23 protein-coding genes are annotated in these 18,766 nt (G+C 74.1%); 14 read left to right on the top strand and 9 right to left on the bottom strand.

Annotated features, from left to right (window positions below; genetic code table 11):
- Positions 1-37: 37 nt before the first annotated feature.
- Entirely contained in the window at positions 38-1,471 is a 1,434-nt protein-coding gene (locus tag AB0B02_RS14505; RefSeq protein ID WP_357300474.1) for an aldehyde dehydrogenase family protein, read from the top strand.
- 63 nt (positions 1,472-1,534) lie between these two features.
- On the opposite strand, the gene AB0B02_RS14510 is transcribed toward AB0B02_RS14505, so the two are convergent.
- On the bottom strand, positions 1,535-1,939 hold the full coding sequence (locus AB0B02_RS14510) for a ChaB family protein (RefSeq protein WP_281939519.1): 405 nt from the start codon (positions 1,937-1,939) through the stop codon (positions 1,535-1,537).
- 143 nt (positions 1,940-2,082) lie between these two features.
- On the opposite strand from AB0B02_RS14510, the gene AB0B02_RS14515 reads away from it, so the two are divergent.
- From AB0B02_RS14515 to AB0B02_RS14535, 5 genes are all read left to right on the top strand, one after another.
- A complete protein-coding gene (locus AB0B02_RS14515) occupies positions 2,083-3,060 on the top strand; it encodes a YihY/virulence factor BrkB family protein (RefSeq protein ID WP_357300477.1) in 978 nt (325 codons plus the stop codon).
- Between the two features lie 86 nt (positions 3,061-3,146).
- A complete protein-coding gene (locus tag AB0B02_RS14520) occupies positions 3,147-3,563 on the top strand; it encodes a DUF2795 domain-containing protein (protein ID WP_281939515.1) in 417 nt (138 codons plus the stop codon).
- A 55-nt stretch (positions 3,564-3,618) separates the two neighbouring features.
- Positions 3,619-4,080 (top strand): SRPBCC family protein, encoded by a 462-nt coding sequence (locus tag AB0B02_RS14525; RefSeq protein WP_357300480.1) that lies wholly within the window; start codon positions 3,619-3,621, stop codon positions 4,078-4,080.
- 101 nt (positions 4,081-4,181) lie between these two features.
- Entirely contained in the window at positions 4,182-4,442 is a 261-nt protein-coding gene (locus tag AB0B02_RS14530) for a hypothetical protein (protein WP_107160680.1), read from the top strand.
- Positions 4,443-4,602: 160 nt separating this feature from the next.
- Positions 4,603-4,818, top strand: coding sequence for a hypothetical protein (locus tag AB0B02_RS14535; protein WP_281939511.1), 216 nt, complete (start codon positions 4,603-4,605; stop codon positions 4,816-4,818).
- Here AB0B02_RS14535 and AB0B02_RS14540 read toward each other — a convergent pair whose 3' ends face one another.
- On the bottom strand, positions 4,819-5,265 hold the full coding sequence (locus AB0B02_RS14540; protein ID WP_281939508.1) for a hypothetical protein: 447 nt from the start codon (positions 5,263-5,265) through the stop codon (positions 4,819-4,821).
- 165 nt (positions 5,266-5,430) lie between these two features.
- Here AB0B02_RS14540 and AB0B02_RS14545 point away from each other — a divergent pair, with 165 nt between their 5' ends.
- The gene (locus AB0B02_RS14545) at positions 5,431-5,793 is read left to right on the top strand and encodes a DUF6401 family natural product biosynthesis protein (RefSeq protein WP_281939507.1); all 363 of its coding nucleotides are present in this window, start codon (positions 5,431-5,433) and stop codon (positions 5,791-5,793) included.
- A 57-nt stretch (positions 5,794-5,850) separates the two neighbouring features.
- On the opposite strand, the gene AB0B02_RS14550 is transcribed toward AB0B02_RS14545, so the two are convergent.
- Positions 5,851-6,711, bottom strand: a complete 861-nt coding sequence (locus AB0B02_RS14550) for a hypothetical protein (RefSeq protein ID WP_281939506.1) — start codon at positions 6,709-6,711, stop codon at positions 5,851-5,853.
- A gap of 201 nt (positions 6,712-6,912) precedes the next feature.
- Between AB0B02_RS14550 and AB0B02_RS14555 the strand changes: the two genes are divergently transcribed.
- From AB0B02_RS14555 to AB0B02_RS14565, 3 genes are all read left to right on the top strand, one after another.
- Positions 6,913-9,009: a SpoIIE family protein phosphatase gene (locus AB0B02_RS14555; protein ID WP_357300484.1), complete on the top strand. Its 2,097-nt coding sequence runs from the start codon at positions 6,913-6,915 to the stop codon at positions 9,007-9,009.
- Between the two features lie 41 nt (positions 9,010-9,050).
- Complete coding sequence (locus tag AB0B02_RS14560) at positions 9,051-9,728, top strand: HAD family hydrolase (protein ID WP_281939503.1); 678 nt, start codon at positions 9,051-9,053, stop codon at positions 9,726-9,728.
- A 101-nt stretch (positions 9,729-9,829) separates the two neighbouring features.
- Positions 9,830-11,116 (top strand): cation:proton antiporter, encoded by a 1,287-nt coding sequence (locus AB0B02_RS14565; RefSeq protein ID WP_281939502.1) that lies wholly within the window; start codon positions 9,830-9,832, stop codon positions 11,114-11,116.
- A 28-nt stretch (positions 11,117-11,144) separates the two neighbouring features.
- Here AB0B02_RS14565 and AB0B02_RS14570 read toward each other — a convergent pair whose 3' ends face one another.
- On the bottom strand, positions 11,145-12,110 hold the full coding sequence (locus tag AB0B02_RS14570; RefSeq protein ID WP_281939500.1) for an FAD-dependent oxidoreductase: 966 nt from the start codon (positions 12,108-12,110) through the stop codon (positions 11,145-11,147).
- Between the two features lie 80 nt (positions 12,111-12,190).
- Between AB0B02_RS14570 and AB0B02_RS14575 the strand changes: the two genes are divergently transcribed.
- Positions 12,191-12,412, top strand: a complete 222-nt coding sequence (locus AB0B02_RS14575; RefSeq protein ID WP_281939498.1) for a DUF3072 domain-containing protein — start codon at positions 12,191-12,193, stop codon at positions 12,410-12,412.
- A gap of 9 nt (positions 12,413-12,421) precedes the next feature.
- On the opposite strand, the gene AB0B02_RS14580 is transcribed toward AB0B02_RS14575, so the two are convergent.
- The 3 genes from AB0B02_RS14580 to AB0B02_RS14590 are packed head-to-tail and all read right to left on the bottom strand — an operon-like array spanning position 12,422 to position 15,570.
- Positions 12,422-12,922, bottom strand: coding sequence for a YfcE family phosphodiesterase (locus AB0B02_RS14580; protein ID WP_281939496.1), 501 nt, complete (start codon positions 12,920-12,922; stop codon positions 12,422-12,424).
- 36 nt (positions 12,923-12,958) lie between these two features.
- Positions 12,959-13,738 (bottom strand): SDR family oxidoreductase, encoded by a 780-nt coding sequence (locus AB0B02_RS14585; RefSeq protein WP_281939494.1) that lies wholly within the window; start codon positions 13,736-13,738, stop codon positions 12,959-12,961.
- Positions 13,735-15,570 (bottom strand): glycoside hydrolase family 15 protein, encoded by a 1,836-nt coding sequence (locus AB0B02_RS14590; protein WP_357300489.1) that lies wholly within the window; start codon positions 15,568-15,570, stop codon positions 13,735-13,737. The genes AB0B02_RS14585 and AB0B02_RS14590 overlap by 4 nt, the downstream gene beginning before the upstream one ends.
- A gap of 111 nt (positions 15,571-15,681) precedes the next feature.
- On the opposite strand from AB0B02_RS14590, the gene AB0B02_RS14595 reads away from it, so the two are divergent.
- Positions 15,682-16,269: a general stress protein gene (locus tag AB0B02_RS14595; protein WP_281939490.1), complete on the top strand. Its 588-nt coding sequence runs from the start codon at positions 15,682-15,684 to the stop codon at positions 16,267-16,269.
- Positions 16,270-16,326: 57 nt separating this feature from the next.
- Here the strand turns inward: AB0B02_RS14595 and AB0B02_RS14600 are convergent, their stop codons facing one another.
- Positions 16,327-16,911 (bottom strand): DUF1684 domain-containing protein, encoded by a 585-nt coding sequence (locus tag AB0B02_RS14600; RefSeq protein WP_357300491.1) that lies wholly within the window; start codon positions 16,909-16,911, stop codon positions 16,327-16,329.
- 122 nt (positions 16,912-17,033) lie between these two features.
- Between AB0B02_RS14600 and AB0B02_RS14605 the strand changes: the two genes are divergently transcribed.
- Positions 17,034-17,516, top strand: coding sequence for a MarR family transcriptional regulator (locus tag AB0B02_RS14605; protein WP_357300493.1), 483 nt, complete (start codon positions 17,034-17,036; stop codon positions 17,514-17,516).
- 11 nt (positions 17,517-17,527) lie between these two features.
- Positions 17,528-18,514 (top strand): pirin family protein, encoded by a 987-nt coding sequence (locus tag AB0B02_RS14610; protein ID WP_281939484.1) that lies wholly within the window; start codon positions 17,528-17,530, stop codon positions 18,512-18,514.
- 62 nt (positions 18,515-18,576) lie between these two features.
- On the opposite strand, the gene AB0B02_RS14615 is transcribed toward AB0B02_RS14610, so the two are convergent.
- Entirely contained in the window at positions 18,577-18,705 is a 129-nt protein-coding gene (locus AB0B02_RS14615) for a hypothetical protein (protein WP_255563042.1), read from the bottom strand.
- Positions 18,706-18,766: the final 61 nt, after the last annotated feature.

Genomic DNA, 18,766 nt, shown 5'->3' on the forward strand with positions numbered 1-18,766 from the left:
ACGCGTTTGTCCGGCCCGGACCGGGGCAACCACGGGCATGTACACGGTTGCGCAGCTCATAGGTGGGGTGTGGGGTGCCGGGGGCGAGGGCGGCGAGTTGGTCGTCCACGATCCGGCCGACGGGACGCCGGTGACCCGGGCGCCGGTGGCCGGCGTGGACGAGGTGGCCAAGGCGGTGGAGGCGGCCCGGGGCGCGGCGGCGGAGTGGGCGGCGACCGCCCCGGCCGAGCGGGCCGCCGCGCTGCACCGGGCCGCGGACGCGGTCGAGGCGGCGGCCGACGAGTTGGCCGAGGCGACCACCGCGGAGATGGGCAAACCGCTCGACGACGCCCGCGGCGGCGTGGCGGCGGGCGTCGGCACGCTCCGGCAGTACGCCGAGCTGGCCCCGCTGCGGGGCGGCCGGACGCTGCACGGCGGCCACGCCGCGGTGGACTTCATGGCCCCGGAGCCGCGCGGCGTGGTCGCCGCGATCACGCCGTGGAACGATCCGGTGGCGGTCTCCTGCGGCCTGCTCGGCGCGGCGCTGGTGACCGGCAACGTGGTGGTGTTCAAGCCGAGCGAACGCACCCCGGGCACCGGCTGGCTGCTGGCCCGGGCGCTGGACTCGGCGTTGCCGGCCGGCGTGCTGTCGTTGCTCACCGGCGGCGGCGAGGTGGGCGCGACGCTGGCCGGGCAGGAGCTGGACGTGGTGGCCCACGTGGGCTCGACCGGCACCGGCCGGGCGATCGCCGCCGCGGGCGCGCGGACCGGCGCCAAGGTGCTGCTGGAGAACGGCGGGAGCGACCCGCTGCTGGTGGACGCCGACGTCGACCCGGTCTGGGCGGCCGAGCAGGCGGCGCTGGGCTGCTTCGCCAACGCCGGGCAGATCTGCGTCGCGGTGGAACGCGTCTACGTGCACCGCGACGTCGCGGAGGAGTTCGTCGACGCGTTGGTGGCCCGTGCCGAGGCGCTCGCCATGGGCCCCGGCCGCGACCCGGAAACCCAGCTCGGCCCGCTCGTCGACCGGCGGCACCGGGACCACGTGCACGGGCAGGTCACCGCCGCGGTGGCGCAGGGCGCCCGGATCCGCACCGGGGGCGCGGCGCCGGGCGGGCCGGGCGCGTTCTACCCGGCCACGGTCGTGGACGGCTGCCGGCACGAGATGGCGCTGGTGCGCGAGGAGACGTTCGGCCCGGTCGCGCCGGTGGTGCTGGTCGACTCGTTCGACGAGGGGCTGCGGTGCGCGGCCGACTCGCCGTACGGGCTGGCCGCCACCGTGCTGACCGGCTCGATGAGCCACGCGCAGCGGGCCTGGCGGGAGCTGCCGGTGGGCACCGTCAAGCTCAACGCCGTGTTCGGTGGCGCGCCGGGCGGGGCCGCCCAGCCGCGCCGGGGCAGCGGCCAGGGCTTCGGGTACGGCCCGGAGCTGCTCGACGAGTTCAGCACCGTGAAGGTGGTCCACCTGGAGGCACCGGGCGGCGGCCACTGGTGAGCACCCTCAACGGCGGGCCCGGGACCGCGCGGTCCCGGGCTCCCTCGTCGTACCCCTGGCGGGTCAGCGACCGCCGCGGGCCTTGCGGGTGGCGTTGTTGTTCGCCTTCTCGATCGCCTTCACCAGCTCCGGCTTGGTCATCCGGGAGCGGCCCCGCACGTCGAGCTTCTTCGCCACCGACATCAGGTGGTCCTTGGTGGCGTTGGCGTCCACCCCGCCGGCCGTGGGCGCGCGCCGGGCCGGTCCGCCGCCGGCGGCCTGCTTGTCGCTCGGGCCCTTGCGGCCCTTGGCCTCCCAGTGGTCGCCCACCTTCTCGTACTCGTGTTTGACCGCGGCGAAGGCGACGCGGTGCGCGCGTTCCCCCTCGCCGTACGTCTCGACCGCCGAGTCGTGCGTCTTCTCCCAGGTCCGCTGCGCCTTGGCGGGGGACCGTTTCAACGTGCTGGGCAACACCTCGCGCCCGGGCATCTCGTCCACCTCCGTCTCGGTCGGGTGTCAGGTGTCGTTCCCTCCGGTCCGGGGGACAAACCGGTGCACGGTTTGTCGATTTCCACCGTGGGGTACCGCCCGGCCACGCCCCGGTGGCGCACCGGCGCGTGGAGGAGGCGGTCATGACGGCGACGACACCACCCACTGTCGACGGTGCGACCCGCGCCCGCTTCCCCCGCCGGATGCGCCAGCTCGACTGGCGCACCTGGCGGGGCGTGCTGATGCGCAGCGGCCAGGGCTTCGTCAAGGACAACTGCGCCGACTGGGCCGCCGCGCTCACCTACTACGGGGTGCTGGCGCTCTTTCCGTCCACGATCGTGGTGGTGGCCCTGGTCGGGCTGGTCTCCGACGGCCCGCGCACGGTGGACACCGTGATCGACCTGGCCCGGGAGATCGGCGCCGGCTCGGTCGTCGGCAACGACGCGTTCGTCGGCGTGGTGCACACCGTGGTCGAGCAGCAGGGCCCGGCGAAGGCGCTGCTGAGCTTCGGTCTGCTCGGCGCGCTCTGGTCCGCGTCCGGGTTCATCGGCGCGTTCACCCGGGCCTCCAACGCGATCTACGGGGTCCAGGAGGGCCGGCCGTTCTACCGGCTCCGCCCGCTCCAGATCGGCATGGCGGCGGTGACCATGCTGCTGCTGGCGGTGGTGGCCACCGGGCTGATCGTCAGCGGCCCGGTCACCGACGCGGTGGGCGACCGGCTGCACGCCGGCGGCCTGGCCCGGACCACCTGGTCGGTGACGAAGTGGCCGCTGCTCGCGCTGGTCGCGATGACGTTGCTGTCGCTGCTGTTCTGGATCGCGCCGAACGTGCGGCAGCCGCGCTTCCGCTGGCTCACCCCGGGCGGCGGGCTGGCGCTGCTGGCCTGGGTGCTGGCGTCCTTCGGTTTCGGCCTCTACGTGGCGAACTTCGGCTCGTACGACGTCACCTACGGCAGTCTCGGCGCGGTGATCGCGTTCCTGGTCTGGCTCTACCTGTCGAACTGCGCGCTGATGCTCGGCGTGCAGGTCAACGCGGAGTTGCAGCGGGGCCGGGCGATACAGGCCGGCGTCGAGGACCCGACGGAGCCGGTGCTGCCGCCCCGCGCGCCGGCCGACTCCTGACACCGCCCGCCCGGTTGCGGGCCGGATGACCGGCCCGCCGGACCGGCTCCGGTTTACCGGCGGTCCCCCGGGGCATCCCTGAGGGCATGGAACGTGGCAGCAGCAAGCACTCGCCCAGGGTCGACGACCAGATGAGCAGCGAGGTCAGCGGCCTGGTCCAGGGTCCGGGCACGGGTGGTGCCCGGGTCGACGAGTTCCGCCAGGCCGAGCCGTCCGGCGAGGACCAGCCGGAGGCCACCACGGCGCCGGCCGGCGACCTGCGCACCGGCTCCCCGCAGGGGATGAGTTCCACGGACGTGGAGGCGCGCAGCCGGCTGGGTCGGTTCATCGGCATGGCGGCGCTGCCCGGCGACCGCGACGCGCTGGTGGCCAACGCCCGGGAGAACGAGGCGCCGGCGGACATCGTCGCCGCCCTGGAGGGCCTGCCGGACGACACGCGTTACCAGACGGTTTCCGAGGTGTGGGCCGCACTCGGGCACAGGAACGAGACGACGCGCTGGTGAGCGGGCCGGCCCACGGTTCGCGACAGCACACCGGCGGAACAGGAGGAACCCCGACATGAGCGGCGTTGTGGAACACGTGGATGTGGACGTCCCGATCCGGACCGCGTACGACCAGTGGACCCAGTTCGAGGAGTTCCCGCACTTCATGGAGGGCGTGCAGGAGGTCCGGCAGCTCTCCGACACGATGACGCACTGGACCGTGGAGATCGCCGGTGTGAAGCGTGAGTTCGACGCCGAGATCACCGAGCAGCTCCCGGACGAGCGGGTGGCGTGGCGGTCCACCGGCGGCACCCAGCAGGCCGGTGTGGTGACCTTCCACCGCCTCGACGAGGGGCACACCCGGGTCACGTTGCAGATGGAGTTCGAGCCGCACGGCGTGGTCGAGCAGGCCGGCGACAAGCTGGGCGTGGTGGACCGCCGGGCCAAGGGCGACCTGGAGCGGTTCAAGCAGTTCATCGAGCGACGCGGTCAGGAGACCGGCGCCTGGCGCGGCGGGGTCGACCGCCCCACCCCCTGAGCGTCTCCCCCGCACGAACCCCGATGGCCGCCGGCTCCGCCGGCGGCCATCGCCGTGCCCGTGGTCCGTTTGCGATCATCCGGCCCGGGTACCGCAGGGGAATGACCGACAACGACCGCCAGTGGCGCGACGAGGACCGCACTCCCCTGCACGAGCTGGACCAGGCGATCGCCCGGTCGACGCTGGACGGCCAGGCCGACGACGCCACCGGGAACGACGCCGGTGAGGAGGCCGCGTTCGGCCACGGTCCGGAGGCGGTGGACCGGGGCGCCGGCGCGGAGGCCGAGCGTCGGGAGATGACCGACGCGGACCGGGCGTACCGGCCGTCCACCACCGGTCGGACCGGACCGGACAGCATCTGACTTACCCCGGTTCCGGGCACCGTCGAGTGCCCGGAACCGGGAGCGCGCATCGACCGAAACGACAAAAACTGCCGTACGGACGGTCGGGAAAACGGACAGCCCATCCAGAATCGGCCGAACGGCTGGCAGTTCTCCGGGTCCGGCGCGTAAGAATTTCGGGATGGATCAGGGCTCCGCTTTCCTCTCCAATCGTCAGCGCCGCCTCGCCTGGCTGGGCTTCCTGCTCGCCGCCGTCCAGGCTCCCGTTGCGGCGAAGTTCAGCGACGACAGCTCCTGGCTGTTCAGCGTGGTGGTCGCGTTGATGGTCGCGACCGTGATCATCGCCGACGACGGCGCCCGCCGCCGTCGCCCGGCGCAGGCCCGCTCCTCCGACTGATCACCGTTCGGCCGGGCGCGCCTCGTGCCCCGGCCGTCCCCGGCTGCGGCGCCGCTCCTTCAGCTCCGCCTCGTAGAGGTGCCGCCGGCCCCCGACCAGCTCGTCCCGGGCCTGCCGGTCCACCTCTCGGAAGAGCGCGTGGTAGCCGTCGTCGAAGTCCTCGACGATCTGGAACGTCCACCGACCCGCGATCACGTTGCGGCCGAGCAGGTCCCGGTCGATCCGCTCGGCGATGGTCGGGTGGCCGGCGGAGCGGAACCGCTCCACCGCCTCGTCCAGCATCAGATCGGCGTGGCCGATGAGCTGGTGCAGCTCGTAGAGGTGGCCGCGGGCCCGCTCGACGCACTCCAGCGCCTCACCGAGCTTGCCCAGCGCCTCGACCGTGGCGTCACTCACCCCGTCCGGCCGGCGGTGCGCCCGGTCCGGTCCGTCGGCCTGCTGTCCCATCGTGTGCCTCCGCGGACTCGGCTGCGTCGTCTGCGTGGTTCCCTTCTGCCCCGCCGCGGGCGGCTCAATCCCCGGGGCCGAGGCGGGTCGGGTCGCCCGGACGAGCCGGGCATCGTCCGGTCGGCCGAGGTCGCCCCGGTCCGCGCGGGGCTAGCCTCGGTCCCCATGCGCGTGCCGAACAACCGGGTCGCGACCCCGTCCGCGGCGGTGGCCGCACGGTCGACCCTCACCACGCTCACCGCCGCCGTCGGCGCCGCCGGCCTGGCCGCGGCCCGCCTGAACCCCGGGCTGCTCGCCGAGGTCGACCAGCACGCCGCCGGGGTACGCGACAGCCTGCACGGTGACCGCAGGCCGCTGACCGTGGCGGCGCTCGCCGGGTACGCCGAGGGGCTGCGGGAGGCGGCGTCCGAGCACGGCTGGACGCCGCCGGTCGGGCCGGTCGACTGGTCCGCGCCGGGCTGGCTGCTCACCCGGCTGCTCGCGGTCTGCCTGCTGGCCCGCGCGCTGGACCCGCGCCACCTGGCCTGAGACACGGCGCGGGGCGCCCGCGATCGCCCCGCGGACACCCCGTCACCCGTGCTGCCGTCAGCCGCCCGGCCGACGGAACTGCTGCGTCTCGTCGCCCCGCTCGCCGGAGCGGTACGTGCCCGCTCCCGACATGGACGACTGCGGCCCGGTCGGGGCCGGCTGTCCGCCCCGGTCGGCCATCCGCCGCTCGTAGTCGCCGCGGCCGGTCTGCTGCCCCTGCCGCTGCTGCCGGAACGCCCGGGACTCCTCCGAGACCCGGTCCAGCCAGCCGTCCCAGCGGTTCTGCATCGGCTTGATCAGACCACCGCCGACACCGACGACCAGGATTCCCGCCACCGTGGCGAGGAACGCGATGAGCACCGGCGTGGTCACCGTGGTGGCGATGCCCACCTGGTTCAGCGCCGCGATGACACCGAGCGCCAGGATGAAGAACGCCGCCACGTCGGCCAGGATCCGGCCGTACGAGAGCCCGCCGAGCGCGCCGGACACCAACTGCCGGACGGCGTTGGCGATGGCGGCCGCGATCACCACGATGACGATCGCCACGAAGGCCCGCGGCAGCCAGGACACCACCCCGCGGATCAGGTCGCTGATCGCGTTGGGTCCCCACACCCCGAAGGCGAACTGCAGGGTGAACAACAGGACCGCGTAGTAGGCCAGTCTGGCCAGGATGTCGCTGGCGTCGTACTTGGTGCGTTCCAGGGCGCGCTTGATCCCGCCGCGCTCCACGGCGCGGTCGAACCCGACCCGTTCCAGTGCCGCGTCCACGATTTTGAGGACGGCTCGGGCGATGAGCCAACCCACCACGAGGATCGCGATGAACGCGATGGCCCTCGGTACGAAGAGCAGCACCGACCTCCAGAAGTCGGTCCAGGCCGCACTGATGTCGACCTGGCCGACCGCGAGGGTTTTCGGCATGATGTCCCTCCTGTCGCGTGAACTGCGCCGCCCGCATACCCGTCGCTCTGGACAGCACGCCGGGCCGGACCGGGGCAATTTCCCGACATGACCCGCCGAACCGGCCCTGACCTGCCCTTAACGTTCACGCCGACGGTGACCGGCAGCGACGGTGGCCGCATGATCGGAACCCGTCGGCCACCCGCCGGTTAGGCTGCGGTCATGCCAGGCACCGTCGGTCGGATTCCCACGCCGTCCGCCCCCACTCCGGGAGCGGCGGCCCACCCGTGGGCCGGTACGCCGTTGGGCGCCCCGGAGCGCTGGGACCCGGCGGTGCGCGCGGTGGCGGACGTGGTGCTGTCCTCCCCCGTACCGATGGCCCTGCTCCTCGGTGACGACCTGGTCCTGCTCTACAACGACGGCTACGCCGAGTTGATCGGCGATCGGCACCCGGACGCGCTGGGCCGGCCGGCGGCGGAGGTGTTCGCCGAGGTGTGGCGGGAGGCCGGCGCCGGCGAGGCGCTGGCGCGCGTCTACCGGCAGGGCGAGCCGTTCCTGGAGCGCGAGGCGGTGCTGCCGGCCGACCGGCAGGGCGCCGGACCGGCCGAGCCGGCGGTGTTCACCCGCGGCCACTCCCCGGTCCGGGACTCCACCGGCCGCATCGTCGGCGTGCTCACCGTCTCGGCGCAGACCACCCAGCTCACCCGGCAGTTGCAGAGCCTCAGCGACTTCGCCGCGGCGCTCTCCGGCACGCTCACCCTGGACGACGTGGCCCGGGTGACGTTGCGCTACTGCCTGCACTCGTTCGACGCCGACCGGGTCTCCTTCGTGGTCGACGAGGGCACCACCTGGCGGCTGGTCCGCCGGATCCGGGGCGAGCTGCTCGACGAGGCCGACGAGCGGCTGCCGCCGTTGTGGCGCCGGACGAGCGCCGACGCGACGCTGCCGGCGGTGGTCACCGCGCGCAGCGGCGTGCCCTCGTTCACCGCCGACGGGCAGCCGTTGCGCGACGTCGCGGCGGACCGGCACGACGAGAAGATCCGGGCGCTCGCCGCGCTGCCGCTGCGCTCGACCGTGGTCCGGGGCGCGCTCACCGTGGGCTACCAGGCGCCACGCCCCTGGTCGCCGGCGGAACGGGCGCTGCTCGCCGCGTCCGCGGAGCTGATCGGCCAGGCCGCCGAGCGGGCCCGCCGCTTCGAGACCCAGCACGGCACCGCCCAGTTGCTGCAACGCAGCATGCTGCCGGAGCAACTGCCCGACCTGCCCCGGTTGCGCATCGCGGCCCGCTACGAGCCGGGCGTCGACGGCAACGCCGCCGGCGGCGACTTCTACGACGCGTTCCTGCTGCCCACCGGCGCGCTCGGCGTGGTGCTGGGCGACGTGGCCGGGCACGACGTGCAGGCCGCCGCCCGGATGGGTCAGGTCCGCGCCGCGCTGCGCGCGCTCGCCCTGTCCGATCCCCGGCCGGACGCGGTGCTCGGCGGTCTGGACCGGCTGGTGGCGAGCCTGGGCGTCGAGGGCGGCACGCACGAGCTGTTCGTCACCGTCGTGTTCGGTGTGGTCGACGCCGACCGGGAGCAGGTCACGCTGGCCAGCGCCGGCCATCCCGCGCCGCTGATCCGGCGCGGCCGGACGGACGCCGGCCCGGCCGCGGAGTTCGTCGAGGTGCCGCCCGGCCCACCGCTGGGCCTCGGCGGCGTCCCGCGCCCGGTCACCGTGCCGTTCCGTCCCGGCGACACGCTGCTGCTCTACAGCGACGGCGTGGTGGAGCGACGCTGGCAGGACCTGGCTTCCGGGCTGGCCGGGCTGGGCGCGGCGGTGAGCGCCGCGAACGGCAGCGACCCCCGGGCGCTGTGCGCGGTCGCGACCGCCGCCGTGCCGGGCGCCACCGAGGACGACGTGGCCGTGCTGGCGGTGGAGCACGCGGTCCGGCCCAGCCGGTCGGCCGGCATGGAGGTGCCGGCCGAGCCGACCGCGCCGAGCCGGGTCCGGCACTGGCTGACCGCCCAGCTCACCGAGTGGCAGGTGCCCGAGGCGGTGGTCGGCGCGGCGGTGCTCTGCACCAGCGAGCTGACCACCAACGCGCTGCTGCACGCCGGCACCGCCGCCCGGGTCGAGATCGACCTGAGCGCGGAGCGGCTGCTGGTGTCGGTCGCCGACTCGGGCACCCGGGGGCAGGTCACCCGCGCCCAGACCGACACGCTGAGCAGCCGTGGCCGCGGGCTCGGCCTGATCGAGGAGCTGAGCGACGCGTGGGGCACCGACCCGACCGTACGTGGCTCGACGGTCTGGTTCGAGATCCTCATTCCGGCCGGGTGAGCCGCGCGTCGCCCGCATCCGTCCCGGGTAGGAGGCACGCCATGACCGACGACACGCGCCACGGCGTCCTCTTCGACGTCGACGGGACCCTGATCGACTCCACCTACCTGCACGCGGTGAGCTGGTGGGAGGCGCTGCGCCAGGCCGATCACCGGGTGCCGATGGCGCGGATCCACCGGTCCATCGGCATGGGCTCGGACAAGCTCCTCGACCACCTGCTCGGCGCCGAACGGGACACCGACGCCGACGGGCGCCTGCGCGACGCGCACGACGCGCTCTACGCGGAGTACTGGGAGCGGCTCGCGCCGCTGCCCCGGGCCCGGGAGCTGTTGCACGCCTGCGCGGACCGGGGCCTGCGGGTGGTGCTCGCCACCTCGGCGGCCGAGCACGAGGTGGCGGTGCTGCGCGCCGCGCTGGACGCCGACGACGTGATCGACACGGTCACCTCCTCGGCCGACGCGAAGGAGAGCAAGCCCGCCCCCGACATCCTGGCCGCCGCGCTGGAACAGTCGGGGTTGGCCGCCGAGCGGGTGGTGTTCGTCGGCGACTCGGTCTGGGACGTCGCCGCGGCCGGCAAGCTGGACATCCCCTGCATCGGCCTGACCTGCGGCGGCACCGGCCGGGCCGAGCTGGCGGGCGCCGGCGCGGTGGCGGTGTACGAGGACCCGGCCGAGCTGCTCGACGGGCTGCCGGACAGCGCGATCGGTTCCCTCGGCTGAGCCGCCGGTCAACACCGCTGCGTCGAAAGGCTTAGCCGGCAGCGGTTCGGGGCACTGCTGACCACCTCCGCCCGGCCGCCGGGCGGCCGAAGGGTGGGGTCGTGGAACCGGTCGATGTCGCGTTCGCTCTGCTGGGCGTCGGTGCGCTGCTGGCGGGCATCCTGCCCCGGGTGCTGGAGAAGCGGCCACTGTCGATGCCGATCGCGTTCCTCGGGCTCGGCATGCTGGTCTTCGCGCTGCCGACCGGGTTGCCGACACCGGATCCGCTGCGCTCGCCGGAGCTGACCACCCACCTCACCGAGGTGGGGGTGATCGTCGCCCTGATGGGCGCCGGTCTGAAGATCGACCGGCCGCTGAGCTGGGCCCGCTGGTCGTCGACCTGGCGGCTGCTGGCCATCGCCATGCCGCTGTGCATCGCCGCGGTGGCGCTGCTCGGCTGGTGGTGGGCCGGCCTGGTGCCGGCGGCGGCGCTGCTGCTCGGGGCGGCGCTCGCGCCGACCGACCCGGTGCTCGCCTCGGACGTGCAGGTGGGTGAGCCGACCGACGTGGAGGACTCCGAGGACGAGGTGCGCTTCGCGCTCACCTCGGAGGCCGGCCTGAACGACGGTCTGGCCTTCCCGTTCGTCTACGCCGCCATCGCGATCGCCAGCACCAGCCTCGCCCCGTCCGACTGGTTGGCCGAGTGGGTGGCCGTGGACGTGGTCTACAAGCTCGCCGCCGGCGTGGGCGGGGGCCTGCTGGTCGGCTGGCTGCTCGGCAAGCTGTTCTTCCGCGCCCCGAGCACGCTGCGGCTGGCCAAGCACTCCGAGGGCTTCCTCGCGCTGGCCGCCACGTTCCTCGCGTACGGGCTGGTCGAGGTGATCGGCGGGTACGGCTTCCTGGCGGTCTTCGTGGCCGCCCGGGCGATCCGGGCCGCCGAACGCACCAGCGAGTTCCACTCCGTGCTGCACGACTTCGCGGAGCAGGTGGAACGGCTGCTCACCGTGCTGTTGCTGCTGCTGTTCGGGGGCGCGGTGATCGGTGGGCTGCTGACGCCGCTCACCTGGCCGGCGGCGCTGGTCGGGCTGGGCCTGGTGCTGGTGATCCGGCCGCTGGTCGGCTGGCTGTCGCTGCGCGGCGCGCCGGGCCGGCCGGCCGAGCACTGGGTGATCTCGGCGTTCGGCATCCGCGGCGTCGGCTCGTTCTACTACCTGGCGTACGCCACCAGCAAGACGGACTTCCCGCAGGCGGAGTTGCTCTGGGCCACCGTCGGCCTGGTGGTGGTGGTCTCGGTGGTGGCCCACGGGGTCGCCGCGACGCCGGTCATGCAGCTACTGGACCGGGCGGGCGACCGCACCCGGGACAGCACCGAGACCGGTGCGGGCAGGGAGCCGGTGCCGGCCGGCTGAGCGATCCCCGACGGCCGGCGGGGGCGGCTCAGTCCCCGCGCAGCCGGGCGGCCAACGCCCGACCGAGATCGTGGCCGGACCGCCAGGCGCTCTGCACCCGGGGCCGGCCGAACGCGTCGCCGGCCAGGCCGATCCCGTCGTCGTCCAGGTGGAACGTGCCGTCCGCGCCGGTCGCCACCGGCCGGGCGTACGTCCATCGGTGCACGTGGGTCGACAGGGCCGGCTCGGGCAGCCCGAGCAGGTCCCGGACGGCCTGTTCGATCTCCGGCCGGGCGGCGGTCGGTTGGAGCAGGTGCCCGGCGGCGAACGCCGGCGTGGTGTGCGCGACCAGCACCGGAGCGCCGTCGCCACGCCTGTCGCCGTCGTCGCAGACCAGGCTCAGCACCGGGTGGTCGTTGACGAACGCGCCCCGGAAGTCGGACCAGCGGCGGGACGGGAAGTGCAGCACCGCGGCGAGCGTGGACGACCAGCGTTGGGTCGCCACCGCGCGGGTGGCCGTCTCCAGCGCCGGGTCGAGCAGCAGGGCGGCCTGCGGGCCCGGCATGGCGAGCACCACCGCCTCGGCGGCCCGGCCGTCCACCCGGGGTCCCGGCTCGACCACCATGATCAGCCGGTCGTGCGTGACCGGCAGGTCGGCGGCCAGGTGTTCGACGAGCGAGCGCAGCCCGCGCGGGGCGGCCCAGCGCATCGGGCCGGTCACCTGCTCCCGGCCGCGCGGCCCGTACGCGACGAGCGTGTCGGTCCACTCCCGGACCAGCCCGGCGGCCTGCCAGCCGGCGACCACGGCGGCGAAGTCCGGGTCGTCGACGGTGAAGTAGGCGGCACCCAGGTCGGCGGGACGCCCGTCGAAGCGCTTGCTGGCCATTCGCCCACCGGTCACCCGGGCGCGTTCGCGCACCTCGACCGGGATGCCGGCCCGAGCCAGCTCGGTCGCGCACGCCACCCCGGCGATGCCCGCGCCGACCACCACCACACCCGCCCGGTCCGCTGTCATCGGTTGATCGTAGGTGCCGGCCGGCATGAACCGGCCGGCACGGGGGTAATGGCACATCCGTTCGAGAAAGGGTGATCATCATGGCCGACCGCACCAACGACCGCACCACCGTGAACCCGGACGCCGCCGTCAAGGACCCGGACGACTGGGTGACCGGCGACGAGCCGCCCACCGCGGCCCAGGAGTCCTACCTGCACACCCTGGCCCAGGAGGCGGGCGAGACGGTGCCGGAGGGGCTGACCAAGGCGGAGGCGTCCCGACGGATCGACGAGCTCCAGGCGGAGACCGGCCGGGGGCGCTGAGCCCGGCGATCAGCGCGGGGGGAGGCGGTGCAGCTCGACGCGGTCGAGCCGCCCCGCCGCCACCCGGGCGGTCAGGTAGGTCGCGTACGGCTGGGCCCGCCGGTCGGTGGGCGAGCCCGGGTTGAGCAGCCGCAACCCGCCCGGGGCGACGGTGTCCCACGGGATGTGCGAGTGGCCGAAGACCAGCAGGTCACAGTCGCGGTACGCGGCGGCGCACCGCTCCTCCCGCCGGGTCTTCGGCCCGGTCTCGTGCACCACCGCGACCCTGAGCCCGGCCAGCTCGACGCGGGCCACCTCGGGCAGCCGGGCCCGCAACGCCGGCCCGTCGTTGTTGCCGTACACGCCGACCAGCCGGCGCGACCGTGCCTCGAGCGCGTCCAGCAGCGCCTCGTCCACCCAGTCCCCCGCGTGCACCACCACGTCGGCGGCGTCCACCGCCGCCCAGAGCGGTTCCGGCAGGTCCCGCGCCCGCTTCGGCACGTGCGTGTCCGCCATGACGACCAGCTTCACCGCGCCATCCTCCCGCACCCGGCGCGGCGGCGCCGCTCAGGCGCCCTGGCCCTGGTTCTGCATCAGGCCGCCGTCCATGAAGTACGTCGACCCGGTCACGTAGTCGGCGTCGGCGCTGGCCAGGAACACCGCCAGCTTCGCGATCTCGGCCGGCTCGGCGGCCCGCTTCCACGGGATGCTCTGCACCTGCTCGTGCAGGTACTTCGGGTCGTCGATGGCCTCCTGGTTGAACGGGGTGAGCACCATCCCGGGCCCGATGTTGTTGACGTTCATGCGCATCGGGGCGACCTCCAGCGCCAGGCTCTTGGCCAGCTCCAGCATGCCGCCCTTGCTGGCGTCGTAGTCCGCGCCGCCGGCCCGGGCCACCTCCTGGTGGATCGAGGTGATATTGATGATCTTTCCGCCGCCGCCGGCGTCCCGGCGGTGCCGGACGAACCGCCGGCAGCAGAAGAACATGCCGTAGAGGTTGGTGCGGATGCACCGGTCCCAGGTCTCGGTGTCCAGGTCGGCCACCGGGATGCCGGAGGCGTCCACGCCGGCGTCGTTCATCAGCACGTCCAGCCGGTCGAACTCGGCCAGCGCCTCGTCGAACATCGCGTCGACCTGGTGCTCGACGCTGATGTCGCCCTGCACCACCACGGCCCGCCCGCCGGCCGACTCGATCTCGGCCCGGGTGTGGTTGGCCCCGGCGTGGTCGTGCAGGTAGTGCACCACCACGTCGGCGCCCTCCCGGCCGAACTCGATGGCGGTGGCCTGGCCGATGCCCGAGTCCGAGCCGGTGATCAGGGCGGTCTTGCCCGCCAGCCGTCCGGTCATCCGCGTGCTCCCTCCGTGCGGGCCGCGCCGGTCGGCACGGCCGGTCGGTCGTGCGCGAACCGCGCGGCGGCCTCGGTGATCCGGCCGGCGGCGTTGATCAGGCCGATGTGCGAGAACGCCTGCGGGAAGTTCCCGAGCTGCTCGCCGGTGACCTGGTCGATCTGCTCGGCGTACAGGCCGAGGTCGTTCGTGCGCGCGGCGAGCTGCTCGAACAACCGCCGGGCCCGGTCCAGCTCGCCCGCCTCGGCCAGGCAACTGGCCAGCCAGAACGAGCAGATCACGAAGCCGGCCGGGTCACCGTCCCAGCGTCGCAGCAGGCCGTTGTGGGACAGCCGCCGCTCGATCACGTCCATCGTGGCGCGCATCCGCGGGTCGTCCGCCGGCAGGAACCCGACAAGCGGCATGACCAGCACCGAGGCGTCCAGGTCGTCGGAGTCGAACGCGCCGGTGTACGCGCCGACCCGCTCGTTCCAGCCCTGGGCGAGCACCGCCGCCCGGACCTCGTCCCGGGCCGCCGCCCAGCGGGCCACGTCGGCCGGGTCGCCGAGCCGCGACCCGAACCGGACCGCCCGGTCCAGCGCGGTCCAGCACTGCACCTTGGACGAGACGTAGTGCCGCTCGGCGTCGCGCGCCTCCCACATCCCGGCGTCCGGCCGGTGCCAGTCGCGTACCGCCTGGTGGGCGAGCGTGCGGAGCAGGTGGCGCACGTCGGGTGACATCGGGTCGAGGTAGTGCCGCATCAGCCAGGCCGCGTCGAGCACCTCGCCCAGCACGTCGTTCTGCCGCTGCCGCCAGGCGTCGTTGCCGACCAGCACCGGCCGGCTGCCGGCGTACCCGGCGAGGTGGTCGAGGTCGTGCTCGGTCAGGTCCCGCTCCCCCTCGACCCCGTACATGATCGGGGCGGGGGCGTCGCCGAGCCGGCCCATCGCCCGGGCCACCCAGGTGAACTGCCGGTCCGCCTCGTCCGGGCAGGCGGCCCGCCAGAGCGCCTGGAGCGTCAGGCTGAAGTCGCGGAGCCAGACGAAACGGTAGTCGTAGTTGCGGTCCCCGCCGAGCTGTTCCGGCAGCGCGGTGGTGGCCGCCGCGACGACCGCGCCGCTCGGCCCGTAGGTCATCCCCTGCACCACCAGCGCGCTGCGCCGGACCAGGTCGCGGTACTCCCCCCGGTAGTCGTGCAGCTCGGCCCAGGACCGCCAGCCGGCGACCGTCCCGGCCACCATCTCGGCGGCGTCGGGCAGCGTCGGCGTCCCACCGGCGTACGTCGGGGCGTACCCGAGGGTGAAGTGGTGGGCGCTGCCGGCGCGGGCGGTGAACCGCCCGACGGCGGTCCCGTCGGCGAACGTCAGGTCCACGTCGGCGCGCAGCTCCAGCCGGCACGCGCCGGCGGTGGCCACCACCACCCCGTCGTGCTCGGTGAGGTAGGCGCCGACCCGGCCGTACTCGAACCGCGGCGCGTAGTCCACCCACATCGGCACCTCGCCGTCGATCCCCTCGACCAGCCGCGCGAGCACCCGCGGCGACCGCAGCCCGACGTCGTGCCCGCGCGCGCCGGGCTCCAGCGCCAACGCGTCGGTGACCGCCACCGTCCCGGTCGGTGTGGTGAAGACGGTACGCAGCACCAGCGCGTCGTTCAGGTAGGACCGGGTACTGGTGAACTCGCCCTCCGGATGGATGGCCCAGTGCCCGGCGTCGTCGTCCAGCAGCCGCCCGAAGACCGACGGCCCGTCGAACCGGGCCGGACACCACCAGTTGACCGCGCCGGCGGTGTCCACCAGGGCGGCGCTGCGCCCGTCGGCGAGGAAGCCGTGCTCACTGATCCGTCCGGTCCGCACGTCACGGGCTACCCGGCCTCGCCGTCACCATGCCTCGCCGGATCGGCGCGGGCCGGCGCGTTACCGCTCGCCGGTGTCGGGAACGCGGCGGGTTGACGAAGGAGGATGCTCATGACCAGACCCTCGACTCCGACCGCGGCCTGGCGACCCGGAATGCCGGGCAGCGACAACCTCCCGTCCGGCCCGGGCGGTCGCCCGACGCCGCCGAGCGGGGACGGGCACGGGCCGCAGGCCGGCCCGCCGACCGTCACGATCGGCTCGTACCCGGACTATCCGTCCGCCCAACGCGTGGTGGACTATCTGGCCGACAACCGGTTCCCGGTGGAACGGACGTCGATCGTCGGCACCAACCTGACGCTTGTGGAGACCGTGATGGGGCGACTCACCACGGGCCGGGCGGCGCTGTTGGGCGCCGGCACCGGAGCCTGGTTCGGCCTGTTCATCGGGTTGCTCTTCGGCATCTTCACGGCCGGCAACTGGTTGGCGGTGATCCTGGTCGGGCTGGTCATCGGCGCGATCTGGGGCGCCGTGTTCGGCGCGGTCGCGCACGCCATGAGCGGTGGACAGCGCGACTTCACCTCGGCCAGCTCGCTGCGGGCCAGCCAGTACGCGGTCACCGTGGACGCGGAGCTGGCGGAGCAGGCACGGCAGATGCTCGGTCGGATGCACCTGACGCCCACCGGGGCCACCGCCCGCTGAGGCGGCCGGCGGCCACCCGCGGGAGGGTCCCGGTCGGGGCCCTCCCGTTCCGCGTCACTAGTGGTACGCCCGCTCCCCGGCGCGCAGCGGCACGTCGAGTCGGTTCTCCGGCGGGGCGAGCGGGCAGGCCCACCGGTCGTCGTAGGCGCAACTCGGGTTGTAGAGGTAGTTGGCGTCGAGCCGGACCCGGTTGCCGGGCAGCACGGTCAGGCCCCGCCCGAACGTGCCCTTCACCGTGTCGGTCAGGTAGCGCCCGCCGCCGTACGACCCGTCGCCGCAGCTCGCGTCGCGCAGCGGCACGAACAGCCCGCCCCCGTACGCGTCGATCCACCACAGGGTGAGCGGCCCCCAGGGTGTCTCGGCGACCGCCACCCGGCGGTAGTCGACCACCCCGTCGGGCCCGCCGGTGTCGATGCTCAGCGCGCCGGTGGCGGGCCGCAGCGGCGCCTCCACCACGGCGGCCGGGTCCGGCGGGTACCACCGCAGTCCGGTGAACCCGACCCGGTCGGCGGGTGGCACCGGGCTGCTCGGGTGGCTGCGGAACAGCTCGTCCCGGGCGGCCCGGAACCCGCTCAGGTCGAGGTCGGACAGGTAGAGCCCGGCCACCCGCTCCCGCCAGTCGAGCACGTCGAGGTCATCCATCCCCCGACCCTAGCCGGGCGGTCGCTTCAAATTTCGACCGATCGACTTCCTACGGACGGGACTGTGCTGGCGGCCACGTCGAAGGCACTTGTTTAAATTTTAAGTAGTGCTATCTTTGCGGCATGACGGAGAGCCTGGACGCGGAGCGGATGGCCTGCTGGCGGGCCTACATCGAGTCGAGCCAGCGGCTGTTCACCCAACTGGAGGACGACCTGCGCGTGGCCAGCGAGCTGAGCTTCGCCGACTACCACGTGCTGGTGCTGCTCTCCGAGGCGCCGGGGCAGCGGCTGCGCATGGGTGAGCTGGCCGACCGGCTGGTGTTCTCCCCGAGCCGGCTGACCTACCAGGTCACCTCGATGCAGAAGCGCGGCCTGGTGGCCAAGGAGTCCTGTCCGGCCGACCGGCGCGGCAGCGAGGCCGTGCTCACCGCGGCCGGCCTGCTGGCCCTGCGCGAGGCCGCGCCGCACCACAGGCGCTCCGTGCGCACCCACCTGATCGACGACCTCGACGACGCCGAGGTCGCCTGCCTCACCCGGGTCTTCGAGCGGCTCGGCCGGCGCCTGCGCGCCGACCGCGTCGCGTCGTCCACCCCGGCCGACAAGTAAAGGAGCCCGTGATGCCCGCGATCACCGTCGACGACGTCCTCGTCCTGCCCCGCCTGCCGAAGCTCGACGAGTCCACCAGCTACCGCCCGGTCCGCCGGGTCACCACCGCGCCCAGCGGCTACGAGGGCGAGGGCTTCCCGGTCCGCCGCGCCTTCGCCGGGGTCTCCATGACCGATCTCGACCCGTTCATCCACCTCGACCAGATGGGCGAGGTGGACTACGCGCCGGGTGAGCCGAAGGGCACCTCGTGGCATCCGCACCGGGGCTTCGAGACGGTGACCTACATGATCGACGGGATCATGGACCACCAGGACTCGACAGGTGGTGGTGGCACCATCACCGACGGCGACACCCAGTGGATGACGGCCGGCAGCGGCCTGCTCCACATCGAGGCGCCGCCGGAGCAGCTGGTGATGAGCGGCGGCCTGTTCCACGGTCTCCAGCTCTGGGTCAACCTGCCCCGGGTGGCCAAGATGAGCGCGCCGCGCTACCAGGACATCCGCGGCCGGGAGTCGGCGCTGCTCACCACGCCCGACGGCGGCGGCCTGATCCGGGTGATCGCCGGCGAGATCGCCGGGCACCGGGGGCCGGGCTCGACCCACACGCCGATCACCATCGCGCACGTGACGTTGCAGCCCGGGGCCGAGCTGAGCCTGCCCTGGCGGCCGGACTTCAACGCGCTCGTCTACGTGCTGGCCGGCCGGGGCACGGTCGGCACCGACCGGCAGCCGATCCACCTGGGTCAGCTCGCCGTGCACGGGCCCGGCGACGCGCTGCGGATCACCGCCGACCGGACGCAGGACGGCAACACCCCGGCGCTGGAGCTCTACCTGATGGGCGGCCAGCCGATCCGCGAGCCGGTGGCGCACTACGGCCCGTTCGTGATGAACACCCGGGCCGAGCTGATCCAGGCGGTCGAGGACTTCCAGGCCGGCCGGCTCGGGGTGATCCCGACCGGGCGGTTGCCGCACAGCGACGGTCAGGGCGACCGCCCCTGACCGGGCGGTCAGGGGCACGGCCCCGCTCGGGCGCTCCGGTTCGCCGGGGCGCCCGGCGCGGCTCAGGAGACGGCGAAGATCCCGGCCACCCCGAGGATCACCATCAACAGGACCGCCACCAGCGCACCCCGCTCCCCCTCCACCGCCTGGTCGCGGCCGTCGGTCACGGTGTTCGTCGTCTCGGCGGGCATGTCTGTGCCTCCTTGGGTTTCGCGATCCAGGGGTCCGGGGTACCCCAGGCGCGTACCGCCG

The sequence above is a fragment of the Micromonospora sp. NPDC049240 genome (assembly GCF_040647835.1).
In the GTDB taxonomy this organism is placed as follows: domain Bacteria; phylum Actinomycetota; class Actinomycetes; order Mycobacteriales; family Micromonosporaceae; genus Micromonospora.

Bases quoted from the DNA above. Each gene is read 5' to 3' on its own strand.
- AB0B02_RS14510 (WP_281939519.1), bottom strand. From the start codon at position 1,939: ATGCCCGGGCGCGAGGTGTTGCCCAGCACGTTGAAACGGTCCCCCGCC.
- AB0B02_RS14505 (WP_357300474.1), top strand. From the start codon at position 38: ATGTACACGGTTGCGCAGCTCATAGGTGGGGTGTGGGGTGCCGGGGGC.
- AB0B02_RS14600 (WP_357300491.1), bottom strand. From the start codon at position 16,911: ATGGATGACCTCGACGTGCTCGACTGGCGGGAGCGGGTGGCCGGGCTC.
- AB0B02_RS14550 (WP_281939506.1), bottom strand. From the start codon at position 6,711: ATGCCGAAAACCCTCGCGGTCGGCCAGGTCGACATCAGTGCGGCCTGG.
- AB0B02_RS14535 (WP_281939511.1), top strand. From the start codon at position 4,603: ATGGATCAGGGCTCCGCTTTCCTCTCCAATCGTCAGCGCCGCCTCGCC.
- AB0B02_RS14530 (WP_107160680.1), top strand. From the start codon at position 4,182: ATGACCGACAACGACCGCCAGTGGCGCGACGAGGACCGCACTCCCCTG.
- AB0B02_RS14585 (WP_281939494.1), bottom strand. From the start codon at position 13,738: ATGACCGGACGGCTGGCGGGCAAGACCGCCCTGATCACCGGCTCGGAC.
- AB0B02_RS14575 (WP_281939498.1), top strand. From the start codon at position 12,191: ATGGCCGACCGCACCAACGACCGCACCACCGTGAACCCGGACGCCGCC.
- AB0B02_RS14615 (WP_255563042.1), bottom strand. From the start codon at position 18,705: ATGCCCGCCGAGACGACGAACACCGTGACCGACGGCCGCGACCAGGCG.
- AB0B02_RS14605 (WP_357300493.1), top strand. From the start codon at position 17,034: ATGACGGAGAGCCTGGACGCGGAGCGGATGGCCTGCTGGCGGGCCTAC.
- AB0B02_RS14515 (WP_357300477.1), top strand. From the start codon at position 2,083: ATGACGGCGACGACACCACCCACTGTCGACGGTGCGACCCGCGCCCGC.
- AB0B02_RS14570 (WP_281939500.1), bottom strand. From the start codon at position 12,110: ATGACAGCGGACCGGGCGGGTGTGGTGGTGGTCGGCGCGGGCATCGCC.
- AB0B02_RS14610 (WP_281939484.1), top strand. From the start codon at position 17,528: ATGCCCGCGATCACCGTCGACGACGTCCTCGTCCTGCCCCGCCTGCCG.
- AB0B02_RS14555 (WP_357300484.1), top strand. From the start codon at position 6,913: ATGCCAGGCACCGTCGGTCGGATTCCCACGCCGTCCGCCCCCACTCCG.
- AB0B02_RS14560 (WP_281939503.1), top strand. From the start codon at position 9,051: ATGACCGACGACACGCGCCACGGCGTCCTCTTCGACGTCGACGGGACC.
- AB0B02_RS14540 (WP_281939508.1), bottom strand. From the start codon at position 5,265: ATGGGACAGCAGGCCGACGGACCGGACCGGGCGCACCGCCGGCCGGAC.
- AB0B02_RS14520 (WP_281939515.1), top strand. From the start codon at position 3,147: ATGGAACGTGGCAGCAGCAAGCACTCGCCCAGGGTCGACGACCAGATG.
- AB0B02_RS14545 (WP_281939507.1), top strand. From the start codon at position 5,431: ATGCGCGTGCCGAACAACCGGGTCGCGACCCCGTCCGCGGCGGTGGCC.
- AB0B02_RS14525 (WP_357300480.1), top strand. From the start codon at position 3,619: ATGAGCGGCGTTGTGGAACACGTGGATGTGGACGTCCCGATCCGGACC.
- AB0B02_RS14595 (WP_281939490.1), top strand. From the start codon at position 15,682: ATGACCAGACCCTCGACTCCGACCGCGGCCTGGCGACCCGGAATGCCG.